The 16,273-nt window shown below is 73.3% G+C and carries 16 protein-coding genes; 10 read left to right on the plus strand and 6 right to left on the minus strand.

From position 1 onward, the window contains the following. The gene (locus ABD287_RS08030) at positions 1–810 is read left to right on the plus strand and encodes an inositol monophosphatase family protein (protein WP_425565524.1); all 810 of its coding nucleotides are present in this window, start codon (positions 1–3) and stop codon (positions 808–810) included. On the opposite strand, the gene ABD287_RS08035 is transcribed toward ABD287_RS08030, so the two are convergent. Then, positions 789–1,757: a C40 family peptidase gene (locus ABD287_RS08035; RefSeq protein ID WP_344170585.1), complete on the minus strand. Its 969-nt coding sequence runs from the start codon at positions 1,755–1,757 to the stop codon at positions 789–791. The two genes, ABD287_RS08030 and ABD287_RS08035, sit on opposite strands and share 22 nt — an antisense overlap. A gap of 134 nt (positions 1,758–1,891) precedes the next feature. Here ABD287_RS08035 and ABD287_RS08040 point away from each other — a divergent pair, with 134 nt between their 5' ends. Continuing rightward, positions 1,892–2,881 (plus strand): hypothetical protein, encoded by a 990-nt coding sequence (locus ABD287_RS08040; RefSeq protein ID WP_344170588.1) that lies wholly within the window; start codon positions 1,892–1,894, stop codon positions 2,879–2,881. On the opposite strand, the gene ABD287_RS08045 is transcribed toward ABD287_RS08040, so the two are convergent. Both ABD287_RS08045 and ABD287_RS08050 read right to left on the minus strand, forming a co-directional pair. Then, positions 2,862–4,019 (minus strand): class I SAM-dependent methyltransferase, encoded by a 1,158-nt coding sequence (locus ABD287_RS08045; RefSeq protein ID WP_344170591.1) that lies wholly within the window; start codon positions 4,017–4,019, stop codon positions 2,862–2,864. The two genes, ABD287_RS08040 and ABD287_RS08045, sit on opposite strands and share 20 nt — an antisense overlap. A 2-nt stretch (positions 4,020–4,021) precedes the next feature. After that, positions 4,022–5,716, minus strand: coding sequence for a DEAD/DEAH box helicase (locus ABD287_RS08050; RefSeq protein WP_344170593.1), 1,695 nt, complete (start codon positions 5,714–5,716; stop codon positions 4,022–4,024). A gap of 276 nt (positions 5,717–5,992) precedes the next feature. On the opposite strand from ABD287_RS08050, the gene ABD287_RS08055 reads away from it, so the two are divergent. Then, entirely contained in the window at positions 5,993–6,691 is a 699-nt protein-coding gene (locus tag ABD287_RS08055) for a ferritin-like fold-containing protein (RefSeq protein WP_344170596.1), read from the plus strand. 38 nt (positions 6,692–6,729) lie between these two features. Here the strand turns inward: ABD287_RS08055 and ABD287_RS08060 are convergent, their stop codons facing one another. Both ABD287_RS08060 and ABD287_RS08065 read right to left on the minus strand, forming a co-directional pair. Beyond that, entirely contained in the window at positions 6,730–6,954 is a 225-nt protein-coding gene (locus tag ABD287_RS08060; RefSeq protein ID WP_344170599.1) for a DUF3107 domain-containing protein, read from the minus strand. An 88-nt stretch (positions 6,955–7,042) separates the two neighbouring features. Continuing rightward, the gene (locus ABD287_RS08065; protein ID WP_344170602.1) at positions 7,043–7,684 is read right to left on the minus strand and encodes a TetR/AcrR family transcriptional regulator; all 642 of its coding nucleotides are present in this window, start codon (positions 7,682–7,684) and stop codon (positions 7,043–7,045) included. Between the two features lie 110 nt (positions 7,685–7,794). On the opposite strand from ABD287_RS08065, the gene ABD287_RS08070 reads away from it, so the two are divergent. From ABD287_RS08070 to ABD287_RS08090, 5 genes are all read left to right on the plus strand, one after another. Beyond that, positions 7,795–9,267 (plus strand): hypothetical protein, encoded by a 1,473-nt coding sequence (locus ABD287_RS08070; protein ID WP_344170605.1) that lies wholly within the window; start codon positions 7,795–7,797, stop codon positions 9,265–9,267. A gap of 127 nt (positions 9,268–9,394) precedes the next feature. Then, on the plus strand, positions 9,395–10,432 hold the full coding sequence (locus ABD287_RS08075) for a DUF3152 domain-containing protein (protein ID WP_344170607.1): 1,038 nt from the start codon (positions 9,395–9,397) through the stop codon (positions 10,430–10,432). Positions 10,433–10,461: 29 nt separating this feature from the next. After that, complete coding sequence (locus ABD287_RS08080) at positions 10,462–10,767, plus strand: MGMT family protein (protein ID WP_344170610.1); 306 nt, start codon at positions 10,462–10,464, stop codon at positions 10,765–10,767. A 35-nt stretch (positions 10,768–10,802) separates the two neighbouring features. Next, positions 10,803–11,354, plus strand: a complete 552-nt coding sequence (locus tag ABD287_RS08085; RefSeq protein WP_344170613.1) for an NADH-quinone oxidoreductase subunit B — start codon at positions 10,803–10,805, stop codon at positions 11,352–11,354. A 40-nt stretch (positions 11,355–11,394) separates the two neighbouring features. Next, the gene (locus ABD287_RS08090; RefSeq protein WP_344170616.1) at positions 11,395–12,708 is read left to right on the plus strand and encodes a DUF2252 domain-containing protein; all 1,314 of its coding nucleotides are present in this window, start codon (positions 11,395–11,397) and stop codon (positions 12,706–12,708) included. 195 nt (positions 12,709–12,903) lie between these two features. On the opposite strand, the gene ABD287_RS08095 is transcribed toward ABD287_RS08090, so the two are convergent. Further along, positions 12,904–14,244: an acyltransferase family protein gene (locus ABD287_RS08095; RefSeq protein WP_344170619.1), complete on the minus strand. Its 1,341-nt coding sequence runs from the start codon at positions 14,242–14,244 to the stop codon at positions 12,904–12,906. A 453-nt stretch (positions 14,245–14,697) separates the two neighbouring features. On the opposite strand from ABD287_RS08095, the gene ABD287_RS08100 reads away from it, so the two are divergent. Both ABD287_RS08100 and ABD287_RS08105 read left to right on the plus strand, forming a co-directional pair. After that, positions 14,698–15,297, plus strand: coding sequence for an NADH-quinone oxidoreductase subunit C (locus ABD287_RS08100; protein WP_344170622.1), 600 nt, complete (start codon positions 14,698–14,700; stop codon positions 15,295–15,297). Next, entirely contained in the window at positions 15,297–16,256 is a 960-nt protein-coding gene (locus tag ABD287_RS08105) for a complex I subunit 1/NuoH family protein (protein WP_344170625.1), read from the plus strand. The genes ABD287_RS08100 and ABD287_RS08105 overlap by 1 nt, the downstream gene beginning before the upstream one ends. The last annotated feature ends 17 nt before the right edge of the window (positions 16,257–16,273 follow it).

Genomic DNA, 16,273 nt, shown 5'->3' on the forward strand with positions numbered 1-16,273 from the left:
GTGCTCGCCGAGGTCGCCCCCCTCATCAGACGCACCGCCCAGGCGGTCGTGCTGCCGTACTACCGGCGGCTGGCCGCCGCCGACATCCGGGCCAAGGGCGTCGGGGACATCGTGACGGTCGCCGACCATCTCGCCGAGCGCATGCTCACCGACGGGCTGCGCGAGATCCTGCCGGGGTCGCGGGTGGTTGGCGAGGAAGCTGTGTCGGACGATCCGACCGTCCTGGACGCCCTGCGCGGCGCCGGCCCGGTGTGGTTGGTGGACCCGGTGGACGGCACCGCGAACTTCGCCGCCGGCGCGGGCGCGTTCATGATGCTCATCGCCCTCCTGCGGGCGGGCGCGCCGGAGCAGGCGTGGCTTTTCGACCCGCTGACGGATGCCATGGCGACGGCCAGCCGCGGCGGCGGCGCGTTCGTGGATGAGGCCCCGGCGCGGGTGGCCCCGGTGTCCGCGTCCAGCCTGCGGGGCGCGGTGTCGGCGCGGTCGTTGCCGTCCCGGATCGTGGCCCGGGCACGGGCCGGGGGCCTGGGCGAGCTGCTGCCGGGGCTGCGCTGCACCGGGCGCGAGTACCCGGACATCGTCAGCGGCGCGCAGGACTTCGCGATGTTCTGGTGGACCCAGCCGTGGGACCACGCGGCCGGTTCGCTGTTCCTGGCCGAGGCGGGCGGGGTGGCCCGGCGCCTGGACGGCGCCCCGTACGACCCGACTGACAACCGGCAGGGGCTGTTGGCCGCGGCGGACGAGACGGTGTGGCGGAGGGTGCGGGACGTCGTCGCCGACGAGGTGGGTCAGGGCCGTCCGAAGCCGTAGATCGGGGCGTAGCTCATCGGGTCGGTGCGCACGTTCTGGCCGAAGGTCGGGGCGTGGACGATCCGTCCGCCGCCGACGTACATGCCGACGTGCGAGATGCCGTCGTAGTAGAAGACCAGGTCCCCGGGGCGTAGCTGGGCGCGGCTGATCCGGGTGACGCTGTTCCACTGCCGGGCTGAGTTGTGCGGCAGTCCCCGCCCGCCACGGCGCCAGGCGGAGCTGGTGAGACCAGAGCAGTCGTACTGGTGGGGGCCGGCGCCGCCCCAGCCGTACGGCTTGCCGATCTGGCTCAAGGCGAAGCGGACGGCCGCCCCGGCGGCGCCGGCGGCGTGGACGCGCATGACGGCCGGGGCCGACTCGGCACGCTGGGCGCGGGGCGCCCGCCGTTCGGCCGCGACGACGGCCGGGGTGAGCCTCTGGATCTCCTGCTCGATGTGCCGACGCTTGGCGGCGAGTTGGGCGCGTTGCTTGTTCTGGGTGGCGGCCAGCGTGGCGAGCTGCCGCTGGGCCTGGAGGAAGTCGCGTTGGGAGCGGGCCAGCGCGTCGATGGCGCGTTCGCGTTTGTCGGTGAGGTGTTGGACCATGATGAGCCGCTCGGTGAGCTGGCCGGGCTCGGGGTCCGACAGCAGCGCGCCGACCCGGTAGCTGGCGGCGGATCGGTAGGTGCTGGCGGCGAGCTGGCCGACCTGGAGTCGGCGTTGGTCGATGGCGGCGCGCATCGGGGCCAGTTGTGGCGCGAGCGCGGCCAGCCGGGCGCGGGTGGCCGCCAGGTCCTCGCGGACCTCGTTGTGTTCCTCGACGACGACCTCGAGCCGGTGTCGGGCCCGGGTGAGCTGCTCTTCGGGAGTGGCCTGGGCGGCGAGTGCCGGAGTAAGAGTGGCGCAGGCCAGCGCTGATCCGGCGGCTACGGCGAGAAGGGGGCGTAGGCGGCGCGCGGCGTCAGTCATAGGCACACCTGTTCAACGACCTAAAATAGGAAATAGTTACTGAATTAGGGCATTTGTATCATGACGTCGGCGGTCCACCCACGGCGCGACACACCGGCCTCGGACCACGCCGATCACGCGGCTACGCTCGTCAGGTGGCGCAGAACGTGACGCAGGACCCGACCGACCCGTCGCCGCAGGCGCCGACGGGGCCGCCGACGCCTGCCCAGACCCGAGCCGCCGACCGCACCGCGCTCCGCACCGCCGGCATCATCGGCGGGCTCATCGCCGCGCTGCTCCTGGGCTTCACGCTCGGTCGCACCGCGGCCGTCCCGGCCGCCGCACCGGCGAGCCTCCCCGACGACCACCCGCACGCCCTCGGCGCGCCCTCCCACGGGCACGGCGGCACCGCCGGCGTCAACGGGGAGGCTGTCGTCGGCGGCGTCGCCGTGGGGATGGCCGCTACCGCGGTCGGGTTCCGGATGGCGCCGGCCAGCACCGAGCTGCCCGCCGGGCGGGACGCGACCTTCCGGTTCCAGATCCGCGGCGCCGCCGGCGCCCCGGTCACCAGCTTCGTCACCGTCCACGAGAAGCCGCTGCACCTCATCGTGGTGCGCCGCGACCTCACCGGCTACCAGCACCTGCACCCCACCATGGCCGCGGACGGGACGTGGAGCGTGCCGCTGCGGCTGCCCCAGCCCGGCGTCTGGCACGCCTACGCCGACTTCACCGCGACCGACCCGGCCGGCCAGCAGGTCCCGCTCACCCTCGGCGTCGACATCACGGCCGCGGGCGCCTACCGACCGGAGCCGTTGCCGGCCCCGACCAACGCCGTCGCCATCGACGGATACCAGGTCAGCCAGGAGGGCACGCCCCGCGCGGGGACGATCCAACCGTTACGGTTCCGGGTCACCCGGGCCGGGTCACCGGCCTTCCTCGACCGCTATCTCGGGGCGTACGGGCACCTGGTGGTCATCCGGGAGAACGACCTCGGCTACGTGCATGTCCACGCCGACGTCACCATGGCCGCCGACTCCGTCCAGTTCTGGCTGTCGCCCCCCAGCCCGGGCCGGTACCGGATGTTCCTGGACTTCCAGACCGGCGGCAAGGTCCGCACGGCGGCGTTCACGCTCGTGGTGGGCTGACCGCCAGCAACCCCGCCAAGGCCGGCACGACCCGCCACGCGGCCACCAGCTCCTCATACTCGGCCGCCGCGGCGGCCGAAGCCTCGGGCCCGGCGTCCGCCGCCGGACCCCGTCGCGCCCGCAGCAGCGTGTTACGCGGAGTGTGGGCGGAGTCGATGAAGTCCACGACCTCCACCTGGTACCCGGCGCGGCGTAGCAGCGCCGCGCGCATAGCGTCGGTCAAGGTGTCCGCCAGCCGTTCGCGCAGGATGCCGTGGCGGGTCAGCGGCGTGGCGGGCAGCGCCCGCAACTGGCTCGCCAGGTCGTGGTGGCAGCACGGCGCCGCCAGCACCCAACGGGCCCGCCAGCCCAGCGCCCGCGCCAACGCCTCGTCGGTGGCGGTGTCGCAGGCGTGCAGCGCCAGCGCCACCTGCGGCGCCGGGTCGACGACCGCGTCGGCGATCGAGGCGGCGACGAAACGGACCTGATCGGCCACGCCCAGCCGCTGGGCCAGCGCCGTGTTCCGGTCCCGCTGATCCTCCCGGACCTCCACCCCGGTCACCAGGACGGTGTGGCCGCGCCCGGTGAGGTAGCGGTGCGCGGCGAACGTCAGGTACGCGTTGCCGCAGCCGAGATCGACCACCCGGAGCGGGTCCGGCAGGCCGTCGGCGGGCAGCGTCGCGGCGAGGGCGCGCAGGAACGCGTCCACCTGACGGCGTTTGGCCGCTCCACCGCCGATGACGTCGAATAGCGGGTCGCCGGGGTCGAGCAGGTGCTGCCTGGGGCGGTCGTGGCTGGTGTCGACCGCCGCCACCGCCGCCCGGCCCGCCCGGTGCAGCTGGGCCAGACCCCGCTTGGTCACCCGGACCTGTAGGACCGTGTCGACGGTCTCGACGTGCCAGTTGCCGTGCGGCCTGGCCAGCAGCCCGTCGACGGCCGACGGCAGCTCGTCGGCGGACAGGTTCCTGGTGGTGGGTCGGACGCCGTCGGTGGTGACGAGCTGGACGAGCCGGCCGCCGCGGCCGACGACCGGCCGCAGCTCCGCCCGATCCGGCGTGTCCTGGCCCCGCCGCCGGCCGGCTGCCACCGCACGCACCAGATCAGGACACAACAACAGCGCCCGCACCTCGGCGAGCGCCTCGGTGAGGGTGAGCGGCACGGTCAGCCCGCGTTCGGCGGCGTGGCCGACTCGCCCTGCCCGCCTCCGCCGCTGCGGCGCCGGCGACGGCGCGGCTTGCGGGTCGCGTCCCCGCCGGTGTTCGGGTCGCTCGGGGTGGCCGGGCCGCCCGTCGGCGCCGGGCCGCCCTCGGCGGCGACGACCTCGCCAGCCCTGCGCCGGCGCCGGGGCCGCGACGTGCGGGAGCTGTCGGCGTCCGGGATCTCGGTCTCGGCGGTGTCGCTGCGCCGGGCGTCGCCGGAACGTGCGCCACGGCCCTCCGAGCGTCCGCTGTCGCGACCGCCCCGGCCTTCGGGGCGTCCACCGGAACGGCCGCCGTCACGGTCGCGCCGGGGGCGATCGGAGCGTCCGCCGCTGGAGCGTCCGCCGAGGTCCTCCTCGACCTCCGCGCCCAGGCCGGCGCGGGTCCGCTCGGCCGAGGGCAGGGTGCTGCTCACGTCGGTGGGGATGTCGAGGTCGGTGAACAGGTACGGCGAGGTGTGGTAGGTCTCCGGAGGTACGGGCAGCTCAAGACCCATGTGCTTGTTGATGATCGCCCAGCGGGGCATGTCCTCCCAGTCGACGAAGGTCACCGCCACCCCGGTGGCGCCAGCGCGACCGGTGCGGCCGATCCGGTGGGTGTAGGTGTCCTGGTCCTCCGGGCAGTCGTAGTTGATCACATGCGTGACGCCGGAGACGTCCAGACCTCGGGCGGCGACGTCGGTGGCGACCAGCACGTCGATCTTGCCGTTGCGGAAGGCGCGCAGCGCCCGTTCCCGGGCGCCCTGGTTGAGATCCCCGTGGACGGCGGCGACGGCGAAGCCCCGGAAGTCCAGATCCTCGGCGACCCGGTCGGCGGCCCGCTTGGTCCGCGTGAAGATCATCGTCAGGCCACGGTCGTTGGCCTGCAGGATCCGCGACACCACCTCGATCTTGTTGAGCGGGTGGGTGCGGTAGATGACCTGCTTGGTCAGCGGCGACGGGCCCGTCTCGGCGCTGTGCCCGGCGTGGATCGTCACCGGGTGCTTCTGGAACCGGCGGGCCAGGCCGACGATCGGGTCGGGCATGGTGGCCGAGAAGAGCATCGTCTGACGCTCCTCCGGCAGCATCGCCAGGATCCGCTCGACATCGTCAAGGAAGCCCAGGTCGAGCATCCGGTCCGCCTCGTCCAGCACCAGAGCCCGGACCTCGGTCAGCTTGATCTTCTTCTGCTTGGCCAGGTCAAGCAGTCGACCCGGCGTGCTGACCAGGATCTCGACGCCAGCGGCTAAAGCTTCGACCTGCGGCTCATAGGCCACGCCGCCGTACAGCGCCAACACCCGCACCCCGCGCAGCCGGCCGGCCAGCGCGAGGTCCTTGGCGACCTGGATGCCAAGCTCACGGGTCGGAACGATGACCAGCGCCTGGGGCAGACCGGTGCCGCCCTCGGATGGCGCCAGCGACCGGTCGACCAGCGGCAGGCCGAAGCCGAACGTCTTACCCGTGCCGGTGGGCGCCTGACCGATGAGGTCGGTTCCGCGCAGCGCGATCGGCAGCGCGTACTCCTGGATGGCGAAAGCGTGGACGATGCCCGCCTCGGCCAGCGCCGCCACCGTCTCCGGCCGGGCGCCAAGCTCCGCGAAGGTCGGCGAGTCGGTCCGGGCTGGCGGGCGCTGGCCGATCTCGGCGGGCGCGGCTGAAGTGTTGTGCAAGTCGCTCATGGGGTTGTCAGGGGTGCCTCTCGTGGGTGCGCCCCGTCACCAGCAGAGGGCGCGATCGGTGTCGCGGGCCGCACGCGGATATCGTTCCGCGGGCCGCGCGTGCGCGGTAGCACGTCCTCCGCCCCACGCTCCGGATCTCCTCGGGGAGAGCGGGCCATCGAGTGGGTTGCTACCAGCAGCTTCTTGCTGGCCATCGTACCTGACAGGCCAGCGCCGACAGCTCGGCGTGTCGCGTGCGCGCTCGCGCGTGACGTTCCGCCGGGTACATTCCGAGCCGTGCCTGACCAGTCCCGATTCCAGCCCGCCGCGCCGCCCGACGGGAACCGCTCCGCCGACCCGACCCGCGCGGAGGGATTCGCCGATCTGCTCGGCCTGCTGGCGATGGGCGCGCTGTTGGCGTTCGACCGGATCGCCGCCGACGCCCGGCTCGCCCCGGACCTGGCCCGCCGGGCCGCTCTCAGCGAGATGGCCGCCGCGGAGGTCGAGGTCTACCGGCGGCTCGCCGGGCAGCTCGAAGCCCTGGGCGTCGAGCCGGAGGCGGTCATGGCCCCCTACCTGCCGGCGCTTGAGGCGTACCACGCCCGCACCGTCCCCACCGACTGGTGGGAGGCGTTGACGAAGGCGTACGTCGGCAACGGCATCGCCGACGATTTCCACCGGGTGGCCGCCGGGCGGCTCGACCCTGCCGGCCGGGATGCCGTCCTGTCGGCTCTGCACGCGTCGGCGTACCAGCAGTACGCCGCGGTCGAGATCAGAACGGCCATCGACGGGTCCCCGGAGCTGGGCAGCCGGCTGTCGATGTGGGCGCGTCGGCTCGTCGGGGAAGGGCTCTCGCAGGCGCAGAGCGTCGCCGCCGGGCAGCCCGCGCTGGCCCGCCTGGTCCTCGACGGCGACCCGACCCGCCTCGTTGAGCTGCACCGGCGCCTGGTGGCCCGGCACAGCGACCGCATGGCGGCGGTCGGTCTGAGCAACTGAAACGGCCCCGGGGCGAGTGCCCGGGGCCGTTTCAACGGCTATCGGCCGAAGCCCACCGCGCGGACGCTCGCCTCGGCGATCTCCACGTAGGCGAGCTTGCCGACCGGGACGAGGACCCGGCGGCCCTTCTCGTCGGTGAGGGCGAGCACGCCGGTGTCACCGCTCATGGCTTCGGTGACGGCACGCTCCACCTCGTCCGGCGACTGGACGCTGTCCACGACGAGTTCCCGCGGCGCGTACTGGACGCCGATCTTGACCTCCACGTTGCCTCCCTTGGCGGTGACGCTGGCTCGGCGAAAGCCTACCGGGCCGACCGGTCCGAGACCGACAAGCGGCGTAGGCGGCTTCAGCTCACCGCGCTCCCTGCTCGCCCTGGGGCGGGAAGCTGGCGATGCCCCGCCACGCCAACGCCGCCAGCAACGCCTCGGCCTGCTCCTTCGGCACGGCGCGCCCGCCCGCCAGCCAGAACTGCGCGGCCGTCTCGGCGGCGCCGACCAGGCCGGAGGCCAGCAGCTCGGCGCGGGGGCGGTCGACCCCGGTGTTGCCGATGATGGTGTCGGTGATCGCCGCCACGCAGCCCGCCTCGACCCGGTCGACCCGTTCGCGGACCGCCGGATCGTTACGCAGGTCCGAGTCGAAGACGAGCCGGAACGCCCCGCTCTCGTGGTCCACGAAGTCGAAGTATGCCCGTACCGCGCCCCGGACCCGGTCCTTGTTGTCGTCGGCGACGTCCATGGCGGACCGGACCGCCGCCACGATCGCATCGCAGTGGGTGTCCAGCAACGCCAGATAGAGGTCGAGTTTGCCGGGGAAGTGCTGGTAGAGCACGGGTTTGGAGACCCCGGCGCGTTCGGCGATGTCATCCATGGCCGCGGCGTGGTACCCCTGGGCCACGAAAACGTCCTGCGCCGCGGCGAGCAGCTGCTGACGTCTCGCTGACCGGGGCAGTCGGGTGGACCGACCGGCCGCCCGCGCCTCGTCGACAGAATCCATCGGGTACCTCCATGCCCTGGGCCGCTCGCTGGACGGCGGCGTCGCGCCGGTGGCTCCGCGATTGGCGCGTGTCGCCATCCTGACCCACGCACACGGTAGCCTCAACGCAGGTGACCGAGGAGCGCACGGTGGACGAATCAGGTCAGCCCGCAGCGGGCCGCGCCCGGGCGGGCCACGTTGGCTGGGACCCGTCCGAGGACGGGCGGTCCGGCGTGCCTGGCGCCGGCGAGGTCATGGAGGTCAACGGCTACTGGCCGCCGTCGGACGGCCGCCCCCGCAACGGCAACACCCGGCCGGTCGACAATGGGCGGCCGTTGTCGACCGACCCCACCCGGTGGTGCGCGCCCCCGCCGTTCGGAGCGTCCAGCGCCCGGTCGTCCCACTCGACCGATAGCGCCGCCCGTCCGTCACCCAGCGGCGCGGCGCTCAACGGCAGCGTCGTGACGCCGGCCCCCGCCGCGGCGGTTCTCGTCGCGCCGGACGGATCGGCGGTGGTCCGTCCGGTTCTCCCGCACCGGGTACCGGCCTCGGCCGAGCCGGCCACCGCGCTCGCCGTCCCAGCCTCCCCGGCGCAGACCCCGGAGCTGGCCAGAATCGCCACCCACCTGCGTCGCGACGAGTTCCCCGCCACGCCCGGCGAGCGCCCTGAGGGGTTCGACGTCGACGCGGTCCTCACCGCCGTCCGCGGGGTCGCCGGGGTCCAGGACGCCTCGCTGCGCAGCACCGCCGCCGGAGCGCACAACCTGCGACTGGACCTCGCCGAGGGCGCCGACGCCGCTCACGTGAGCCGCGAGGTGGCCCGGTTGCTGCAGGAACGGTTGGGCCTGGCCGCGGCCCCCCGGTCGACCCTGCCACGGACGGCCGAGACGGGGCCCCCGGCACAGGCGTGGATTCCGCAACAGGCCACGCCCGGCCGCCGCCCGGCCCACGCCGCCGCCGACACTGTGACCGCTGTGGACACCGTGGTCGCCGCCGATCCGGTCGCGGACGCCGTCGGGCCGGTGGCCAGAGTCGGCGCGGATAACGCCGCCGCGACGGCCCGCGCCGGGACCGACGAGCGCGGACGGCGCGGACGGCGCCGCGCCAACGACGACCCCGAGCCGCCGCCGGTCCTCGTCCGTCCGCCCGCGGAAGATGTGGCCGGGAGGCGGCAGAAGTCCGCCTGGTGCGCCGACGAGCGTCCGGGGCGGGTGCTCATCGAGCATGTGCGCGTCAGCTCGGCCGGGCAGGAAGCCACCGTGGAGGTGCGCCTGGGCGTCGGCCCCCGGACGGCTACCGGGGTGGCCACCGGTCCGGCCGTCGACTCCTACATTCTGCGGCTGTGCGCCGTGGCCGCCGCGTCCGCCATCGGGGACCTGGTCGCCGAGGCACGTCCCGGCTCGGACCCTGGCCGTTGCTTTGTTGAGCACGTCACCACCGTCACCTTCGGCGCCTGCGAGGTTGCCGTCGTCGTGGTCCTGCTCGTCTGCGACGGCTGGGTGGAACAGCTCGCCGGCTCCGCGTTGGTCCTGGGCGACCCGCACCACGCCGCGGTTCGGGCCACCATGGCCGCGGTCAACCGCCTGCTGGACGCCCTCCTCTGACCCAGGGCAGCCGGGGCTTCCGGACCCGCGGCGGCACGTAGCCTGGAACCGCCGGCGGATCATCACCCGATGGCGGTACGCCGTTCGGGGCTCGGCGCCCCGCCGATCGTGGAAGGCTGAGTCAGCGATGGTCACGCCCGCCCGCCCCCGCTCCCGCCCGGACTCGGTCGACCGACCGGTCCGACAAGGCGCCGAGCCGCCGGACTGGCACGGCCCGACGCCGGCCGGCGGCGTCCCGCTCAGCGGGCGTCGCGAACATCAGCGGCCCCGGGCGTTGCGGGGCCGGCTCACCCCAGCGGGCCGGGCCGCCCTGGACGCGGCGGAGGCCGTCGAACATGTGGTCCGCCCGGGGGCGGGTGGCTCGTCGGCGATGCGCGACGCGCGCCGTCGGTTCGCGCTCCGCCGCCGGATGCTGACCCGCCGGCGGCGCTCACTTCTACTGCTGCTTCTGGTCCTGGCCGCCGGTCTCATCGTCGTCGATGTGGTGCGGGGGCCGGCGGAGAAGCCAGCCGGGCCGGGCGCCGGGACGGCGCCGGCGCCCGACCCGGTCAGCGAGCCGCCGTCGCCGGCCCAGACGGCCCCACGGGCGGCGGCTTTCCCCGGGAGCGGATCAGGACGTTTCGGCTGGGTCGGCCGCACCGGTCCGGTCCACGGTCGGGCTGGTCAACTGCTGCGGTACCGGGTGGCGGTGGAGCTCGGCGCGGGTCAGAACGGTCCGGAGTTCGCCGCCGAGGTCGGGCAGATCCTGGGCGACGCCCGCGGCTGGAGCGCCTCGCGCGTCTTCCGGTTCCAGCAGGTCAGCGCCGCTGTGCCGGCACAGTTCACGGTGTACCTGGCCACGCCGGCGACCTCGGAGCGGATGTGCGCCGCCGCTGGCCTGCGCACCCAGCGGTACACCAACTGCCGCCTCGCTGGAAAGGTCATCATCAACATGGCCCGGTGGTGGCAGTCGGTGCCCGGCTACGGCGCACCGCTGGCGGAGTACCGCGCCTACGCGGTCAACCACGAGGTGGGTCACCAGCTTGGCCGGGGCCACGAACGCTGCCCCGGCCGGGATCGACTCGCGCCGGTGATGCAGCAACAGACGCTCGGCCTGGCCGGCTGCAAGGCCAACGCCTGGCCGTACTACCGGGGACGCCGGTACGCGGGCCCAGCGGTCGGCTGACCGGGCCCGCAGGCGGAGCTGCCCGAACCGTGGACCCGGACGAGTACGTCGAGGCGGTGCTGTCGTTGGTGGAGCGCGTCCCCCCGGGATGCGTCGTCACCTACGGGGCGGTAGCGGACGCGCTCGCCGAGGCGTCCGGCCGTTGTTCAGCCCGGCAGGTCGGCACGATCATGGCCCGGCACGGCGGTGGCGTGCCGTGGCACCGGGTCGTCAACGCCGCCGGACGGGTGGCGCCCAGTCAGCCCGCCGAGGCCCGTCGCCGGCTGCTGGCCGAAGGCGTTCCGATGCGCGGCGAGGCCGTGGACCTGCGCCGCTGCGCCTGGCCGCCGTCGTAGCAGCGTTGGGCGTCGGGGCCGGTAGGGTGGCCGGCATGGCGGGCTTGCCGGGCGTTCTGGGGGAGCCGATCCGGTTCGTGCTGAACTGGGGTCGGCGCTACTCGCTGTGGGTCTTCAACTTCGGGTTGGCCTGCTGCGCGATCGAGTTCATCGCCAGCAGCATGGGCCGGCACGATTTCATGCGCCTCGGCGTCATTCCGTTCGCCCACGGGCCCCGGCAGGCCGACCTCATGGTCGTCTCGGGCACCGTCACCGACAAGATGGCCCCGGCCATCAAACGGCTGTACGACCAGATGCCGGAGCCCAAGTACGTCATCTCGTTCGGCTCGTGCTCCAACTGCGGCGGTCCCTACTGGGACTCGTACTCGGTCACCAAGGGTGTTGACCAGCTCATTCCCGTTGACGTCTACGTCCCTGGCTGCCCGCCGCGGCCTGAGGCCCTGCTCCACGGCATCCTGCGGCTCCAGGAGAAGATCGCCGCCGAGCAGGCCGGTCTGGGCGGCGTCGACCGGACCGACCCGCTCGCCGCGCCCGACGTCGCCGCCCTGACCGCCCCGCCGGTCCGGCCCCCGGCCGCCGATCGCTAACGCCGCAGCCCGGCTCCCGCCCGGGCGTTACGCTGCGCGCATGACTGACGCCCGGCGGCGCTCCGGCGCCATCATCGAGGCCCTCACCACGGAGTTCGGCGAGCACATGGCCGCCGACCCCGCGGCGTTCCGCCGCAAGTTCCGCAAGATGGCGGCCTCGCCGTTCGCGTTCTACCGGGGCAGCGCCTGCCTGTTCTACGCCGACCTCACCAGCGAGCACGCCGACGAGGCCTACCTCGACGAGCGCACCAGCCGGGTCTGGATCCACGGTGATCTGCACGCCGAGAACTTCGGCACGTACATGAACGATTCCGGCCAGCTCGTGTTCAACGTCAACGACTTCGACGAGGCGTATGTCGGCCCGTTCACCTGGGATCTCAAACGCTTCGCCGCCAGCGTCGCCCTGCTGGGGTTCGCCAAAGCGCTGTCGGACGACATCATCAGCGACCTCATCCGGCGGTTCGCCCGCGCCTACCTGTCCGAACTGCGGGCCATCGCGGCCGGCGGCGACGACGCGATCGGCTCGATCACCCTCGAAACGGCCACCGGTGTGCTGCGCCGGGTGCTCCAGAAGGCCCGACTCAACACCCGGGTATCGCTGCTGGCCGAGCAGACCACGATCGACAACTACGACCGACGGTTCTCGCTCAGCGACGGTGTCTTCGAGGTCGACGCCGGGGACCGCAAGAGGGTCATCGACTCATTCGGCGGGTACCTGGGGACGCTGCCGCCCGGCTCGGCGCACCTGCGCCCGTTGTCAGCGCAGGTCAAGGATGTGGTGCTCCGTAAGGGCGTCGGGATCGGCTCGGCCGGGCTGCCGTCGTACAACCTGCTGCTGGAGGGCCACACCCAGGCGTTGGAGAACGACGTCGTCATCTACATGAAGCAGGCCCAGTCGCCGGCCGTCGCCCGGCATATCGTCGACTCCCGGGTCCGTGGCTACTTCCGGCACCAGGGGCACCGGACGGCGGAGTCGCAGCGGGCGTTGCAGGCGCACGCCGACCCGTGGTGCGGTTTCACGGAGTTCGACGGCGTCGGCCAGGTCGTCGCCGAGGTTTCCCCGTACGCGGCGGACCTGGACTGGTCGGACGTCAACGAGCCGGCCGATCTGGCCGGCGTCACCACTGACCTTGGTCGGGCGGTGGCCCGGATGCACTCCGTGGCGGACGACGAGTCCGCCCACGACCTCGTCGACTTCTCTACTGAGGAGGCGATCGCCACCGCCGTCGGCGGGGACGACGCCCGGTTCGTGGGCATGCTCGTCGACTTCTCGCACCGTTACGGGGCCCGCGCCCGCGACGACCACCAGCTGTTCGTCGATCTGTTCCGCAACAACCGCCTGCCCGGGCTCTGAGCACCCACAGCCTCGGCGGCCATGTCGGTGGCCGGCCGACCGGGCGCCCATACTCACGTCGCTCCGCTCAGGCGCTGCTCGCCGCCGCGCGGGGAGACCACGCCGCGGAGTTGGCGCTCGGTGTCTCCGGCGCCGACACTGCGTTGCGGCGTCTCCAGGCAGCCATCAACCGCGCGTCGTAGGAGGACCGATGCCTCAGGCGCGGGCGCCGTGACGTTGGCGGGCAGGCAGCCGGGGCAGGTGAAGCAGCGCGAATCCGGACAGGGTGATCGCGACGGCGCCCAGGGCCGTGATCCTCACCCCGAGGAGGATCGCGGTGTGTCCGGAGACCGGCCCCGCCAGGCCGACCACGGACAGGCCGAGCACACCGACGGCGCCGAACGCCATGCCGATCGCGGCGGCAACGCCCGCACCCTGTCCGGCCAGGCCCCCGCCGGGCGCCCGCAGGGCGTCGAACCGTCGGAAGAGCAGCGTGAAGAGCGCGGTGACGACCAGTAGAGCGACGATCCAGACGGGTCGGGACAACCACCACGTCAGTGAGCCCACCGGGGGGAGCAGATCGAACCGGATCGCCAGCCCCGCGACGACGAACAGCGCGGTGAGATGCCACAGGAACACCGTCATCGCCAGCCCGTTCGCCACGATTACGGCGGTCCAGACCCGCGGCCGGTCCAGCCAGCGTTTCACCGGCGCGCGTAGCAGCAGCACCAGACCGATCAGCCACACGCCGTGGACGAACAGCGCCACCGTGGGCGGCGACATGTTCGACACCTTCGCCCCGGGCATTCCGACCATCGACACCGGGTACGGCCCGAACACCGTCAACCCCAGCACCGCCGTCAGGCCGCCGGCGGCCATGAGCGCGGCTGCGCGGCGGCCACCCCGCGTCAGGGTGCCGTCGGCGTAGGCGAAACCCAGCTGGTGCAGGGCCAGCCAGACGAGCAGCAGGTTCAGGCTGCCGACCGCGGGCAGGCCGAACCCCAGTCGCAGCACGTCGACCAGACCGGCCGCGCCGACCAGTCCCGCTGTCGCCCACAGCCCCCACCGCTGGTGGAGCAGACGCATCGGCGGCGCCAGGGCCACGACGGCCAGGTAGACCCCGACGAACCACAGCGGCTGCGCCACCGTGCGCGCGGCCATCCGCAGCGCGCCCGTGTTCTGGCCGGCCAGGTCAATGGCGACCGCCGCCAGCAGCCACACGGCGACGAAGGCCGCCGTCGGCCGCAGCAGCCGGGTGGCCCGGCTCCGCACGAACGCTGTGTAGCCGTCATAACGGGAGGAACCCAGCGCGACGGCGTGCCCGAAGCCCCCGACGAAGAAGAACACCGGCATCACCTGTAACAGCCAGGTCACCGGCTGGAGCGCCGGAAGCGCTGCCAGCAGGTTGGTCGCCGTCACCGTGCCTCGGGCGTCGACCTCGATCACCGCCATGATCCAGTGGCCGAGCACCACGACGGCGAGCGAGGCGACCCGCAGCAGGTCCAGGTAGCGGTCCCGGCTCGCGGGCGTGGCGGCGGCCAGGGCGGTTGCGGTCATAGCCTCTACCTTCGGGAATCCCTGCCAGAACCGCATGAGCCCCGGTACTCACCACGTCGACTACGGGAGAGCGCAGAAGCGATGGATCACCAGGCCCGGTGACCCCGGCGGCCCGGCCCGGCCCAGCGGGCGCCGCGGCCCGGTCCCGCCCAGCGGGCGGCAGGAGTGGTGAGCCGCGGGGTGGGCACAGTGTCGAGTCGGTATGGCACAGTTGTCCTCTCGTCGTCCTGATAGGTCTGACCGGGCGCGCCCGGCGCCAGGCGCGCACAGCAAAGCTTTGGAACCGCTCTGGGCGGGGCCGCCCGGGTGCTGCCCGGACGTCCCCGACTGGTGTTGATTCTTCCGTCCCGGTACGACATTCCGGCCGTCCCCGGTCACGGAGAATGACGCGTCAGCGCGGCGGAAGGTTGCGCCGCGAACGCCCCGGACCTTCCGCTGCTTAGGATCAGGCCCATGACTGCCCAGGAGATCGGCGAACGGCTGGCGTCCCTCATCGAGGGCGCCTCGACGAGCGTCTCCGGAGGGCAGACGTTCGCTCGCGCCGTCGTCGACGTGCCCGCCGAGCGTTGGGCGGACGCGCTGCGCGCGGTCCGCGATGACCCCGAGCTGTCCGGTGACTTCTTCGACTGGCTCAGCGCCGTCGATGAGGGCGCCGAGGGGCTCGCCCTGGTCGCGCACCTGTGGTCCACCCGCCGCCGGCACGGCCTGCTGGTGCGGACCACGACGCCGGTCGGCTCACCGGTCGTCGACTCGGTGGTGACGATCTACCCGGGCGCCGCCTGGCACGAGCGGGAGACCCACGAGATGTTCGGGTTCGACTTCCGCGGGCACCCGGGCGGGCTGCGGCCGTTGCTGCTGCCGCCGGAGTTCGAGGGGCAGCCGATGCGCAAGGACTTCGTGTTGGCCTCGCGGGTCGTCAAGACATGGCCCGGCGCCAAGGAGCCGGGCGAGTCCGAGGGCGGGGCGCCGTCCCGCCGGGCCCCGGCCCGCCCGCCGGGCGTCCCCGACCCGGCGCTGTGGGGGCCGGCGGCCCGACCGGCCGGGGAGAGCTGATGCCGACCTGGGCCGAGCTGGCGTTACGGGTCGGCGCGGTGTTCGTGGCGTTCCTGACTCTGCCGCTGATCGTCGGGCAGACCGAACACAAGGTCATGGCGCACATGCAGGCCCGGCTCGGGCCGATGTACGCCGGCGGGTTCCACGGCTGGGCGCAGCTCCTCGCCGACGGCGTGAAGTTCGCGCAGAAGGAGGACCTCACCCCACGCGGGGCGGACCGTCCGGTGTTCCGGCTCGCGCCCGCGGTTGCCCTGCTGCCGTACCTGCTGGTCCTGCTCGTGATCCCGCTGGGCCCGGGCGACCTGGTGGCCCAGCCGCTGGACATCGGACTGTTCTTCGTCCTGGCCGTCCTCGGCCTCGGCGTGGTGTCGCTGCTCATGGCCGCGTGGTCGTCGGCGAACAAGTACAGCCTCATCGGCGGGCTGCGCGGCGCGGCGCAGCTGCTCGGGTACGAGCTGCCGCTGGTCCTGGCGGCCGCGTCCGTGGCGATGGCCGCCGGCACCCTTTCCCTGACCGGGATCATCGAGGCGTGGCGCCCCTGGTGGCTGCTGTGGCAGCTGCCCGCGCTGGCGGTGTTCTTCGTCGCCGGGCTGGCCGAGATCCGCCGCCCGCCGTTCGACATGCCGATCGCCGACTCCGAGCTGGTGTTCGGCTACCTCACCGAGTACACCGGGCTTCGGTTCGCGCTGTTCCTGTTGGCCGAGTACGTGGGAATCGTGGTCATCGCGGCGCTGACGGTGGTGCTGTTCCTCGGGGGCTGGAAGGGCCCGTTCGCGGATGCCGAGCTGGGGTGGCTGTGGACGTTGCTCAAGGTGTTCGCCGTCAGCTTCGTGATCATCTGGGTGCGGGTGGCCTTCCCGCGCCTGCGCGAGGACCAGCTCCAGCGACTGTGCTGGCTGGGTCTGGTCCCGGTCGCGCTCGGCCAGCTCGTGCTGACCGCCGGCGTCGTGGTGGCCTGACCGCCGCCCGCCCCCCG

It is taken from the genome of Pilimelia columellifera subsp. columellifera (genome assembly GCF_039532605.1).
GTDB classification, from domain to species: Bacteria; Actinomycetota; Actinomycetes; order Mycobacteriales; family Micromonosporaceae; genus Pilimelia; species Pilimelia columellifera.

Bases quoted from the DNA above. Each gene is read 5' to 3' on its own strand.
- ABD287_RS08085 (WP_344170613.1), top strand. From the start codon at position 10,803: ATGGCGGGCTTGCCGGGCGTTCTGGGGGAGCCGATCCGGTTCGTGCTG.
- ABD287_RS08075 (WP_344170607.1), top strand. From the start codon at position 9,395: ATGGTCACGCCCGCCCGCCCCCGCTCCCGCCCGGACTCGGTCGACCGA.
- ABD287_RS08035 (WP_344170585.1), bottom strand. From the start codon at position 1,757: ATGACTGACGCCGCGCGCCGCCTACGCCCCCTTCTCGCCGTAGCCGCC.
- ABD287_RS08100 (WP_344170622.1), top strand. From the start codon at position 14,698: ATGACTGCCCAGGAGATCGGCGAACGGCTGGCGTCCCTCATCGAGGGC.
- ABD287_RS08090 (WP_344170616.1), top strand. From the start codon at position 11,395: ATGACTGACGCCCGGCGGCGCTCCGGCGCCATCATCGAGGCCCTCACC.
- ABD287_RS08095 (WP_344170619.1), bottom strand. From the start codon at position 14,244: ATGACCGCAACCGCCCTGGCCGCCGCCACGCCCGCGAGCCGGGACCGC.
- ABD287_RS08105 (WP_344170625.1), top strand. From the start codon at position 15,297: ATGCCGACCTGGGCCGAGCTGGCGTTACGGGTCGGCGCGGTGTTCGTG.
- ABD287_RS08065 (WP_344170602.1), bottom strand. From the start codon at position 7,684: ATGGATTCTGTCGACGAGGCGCGGGCGGCCGGTCGGTCCACCCGACTG.
- ABD287_RS08050 (WP_344170593.1), bottom strand. From the start codon at position 5,716: ATGAGCGACTTGCACAACACTTCAGCCGCGCCCGCCGAGATCGGCCAG.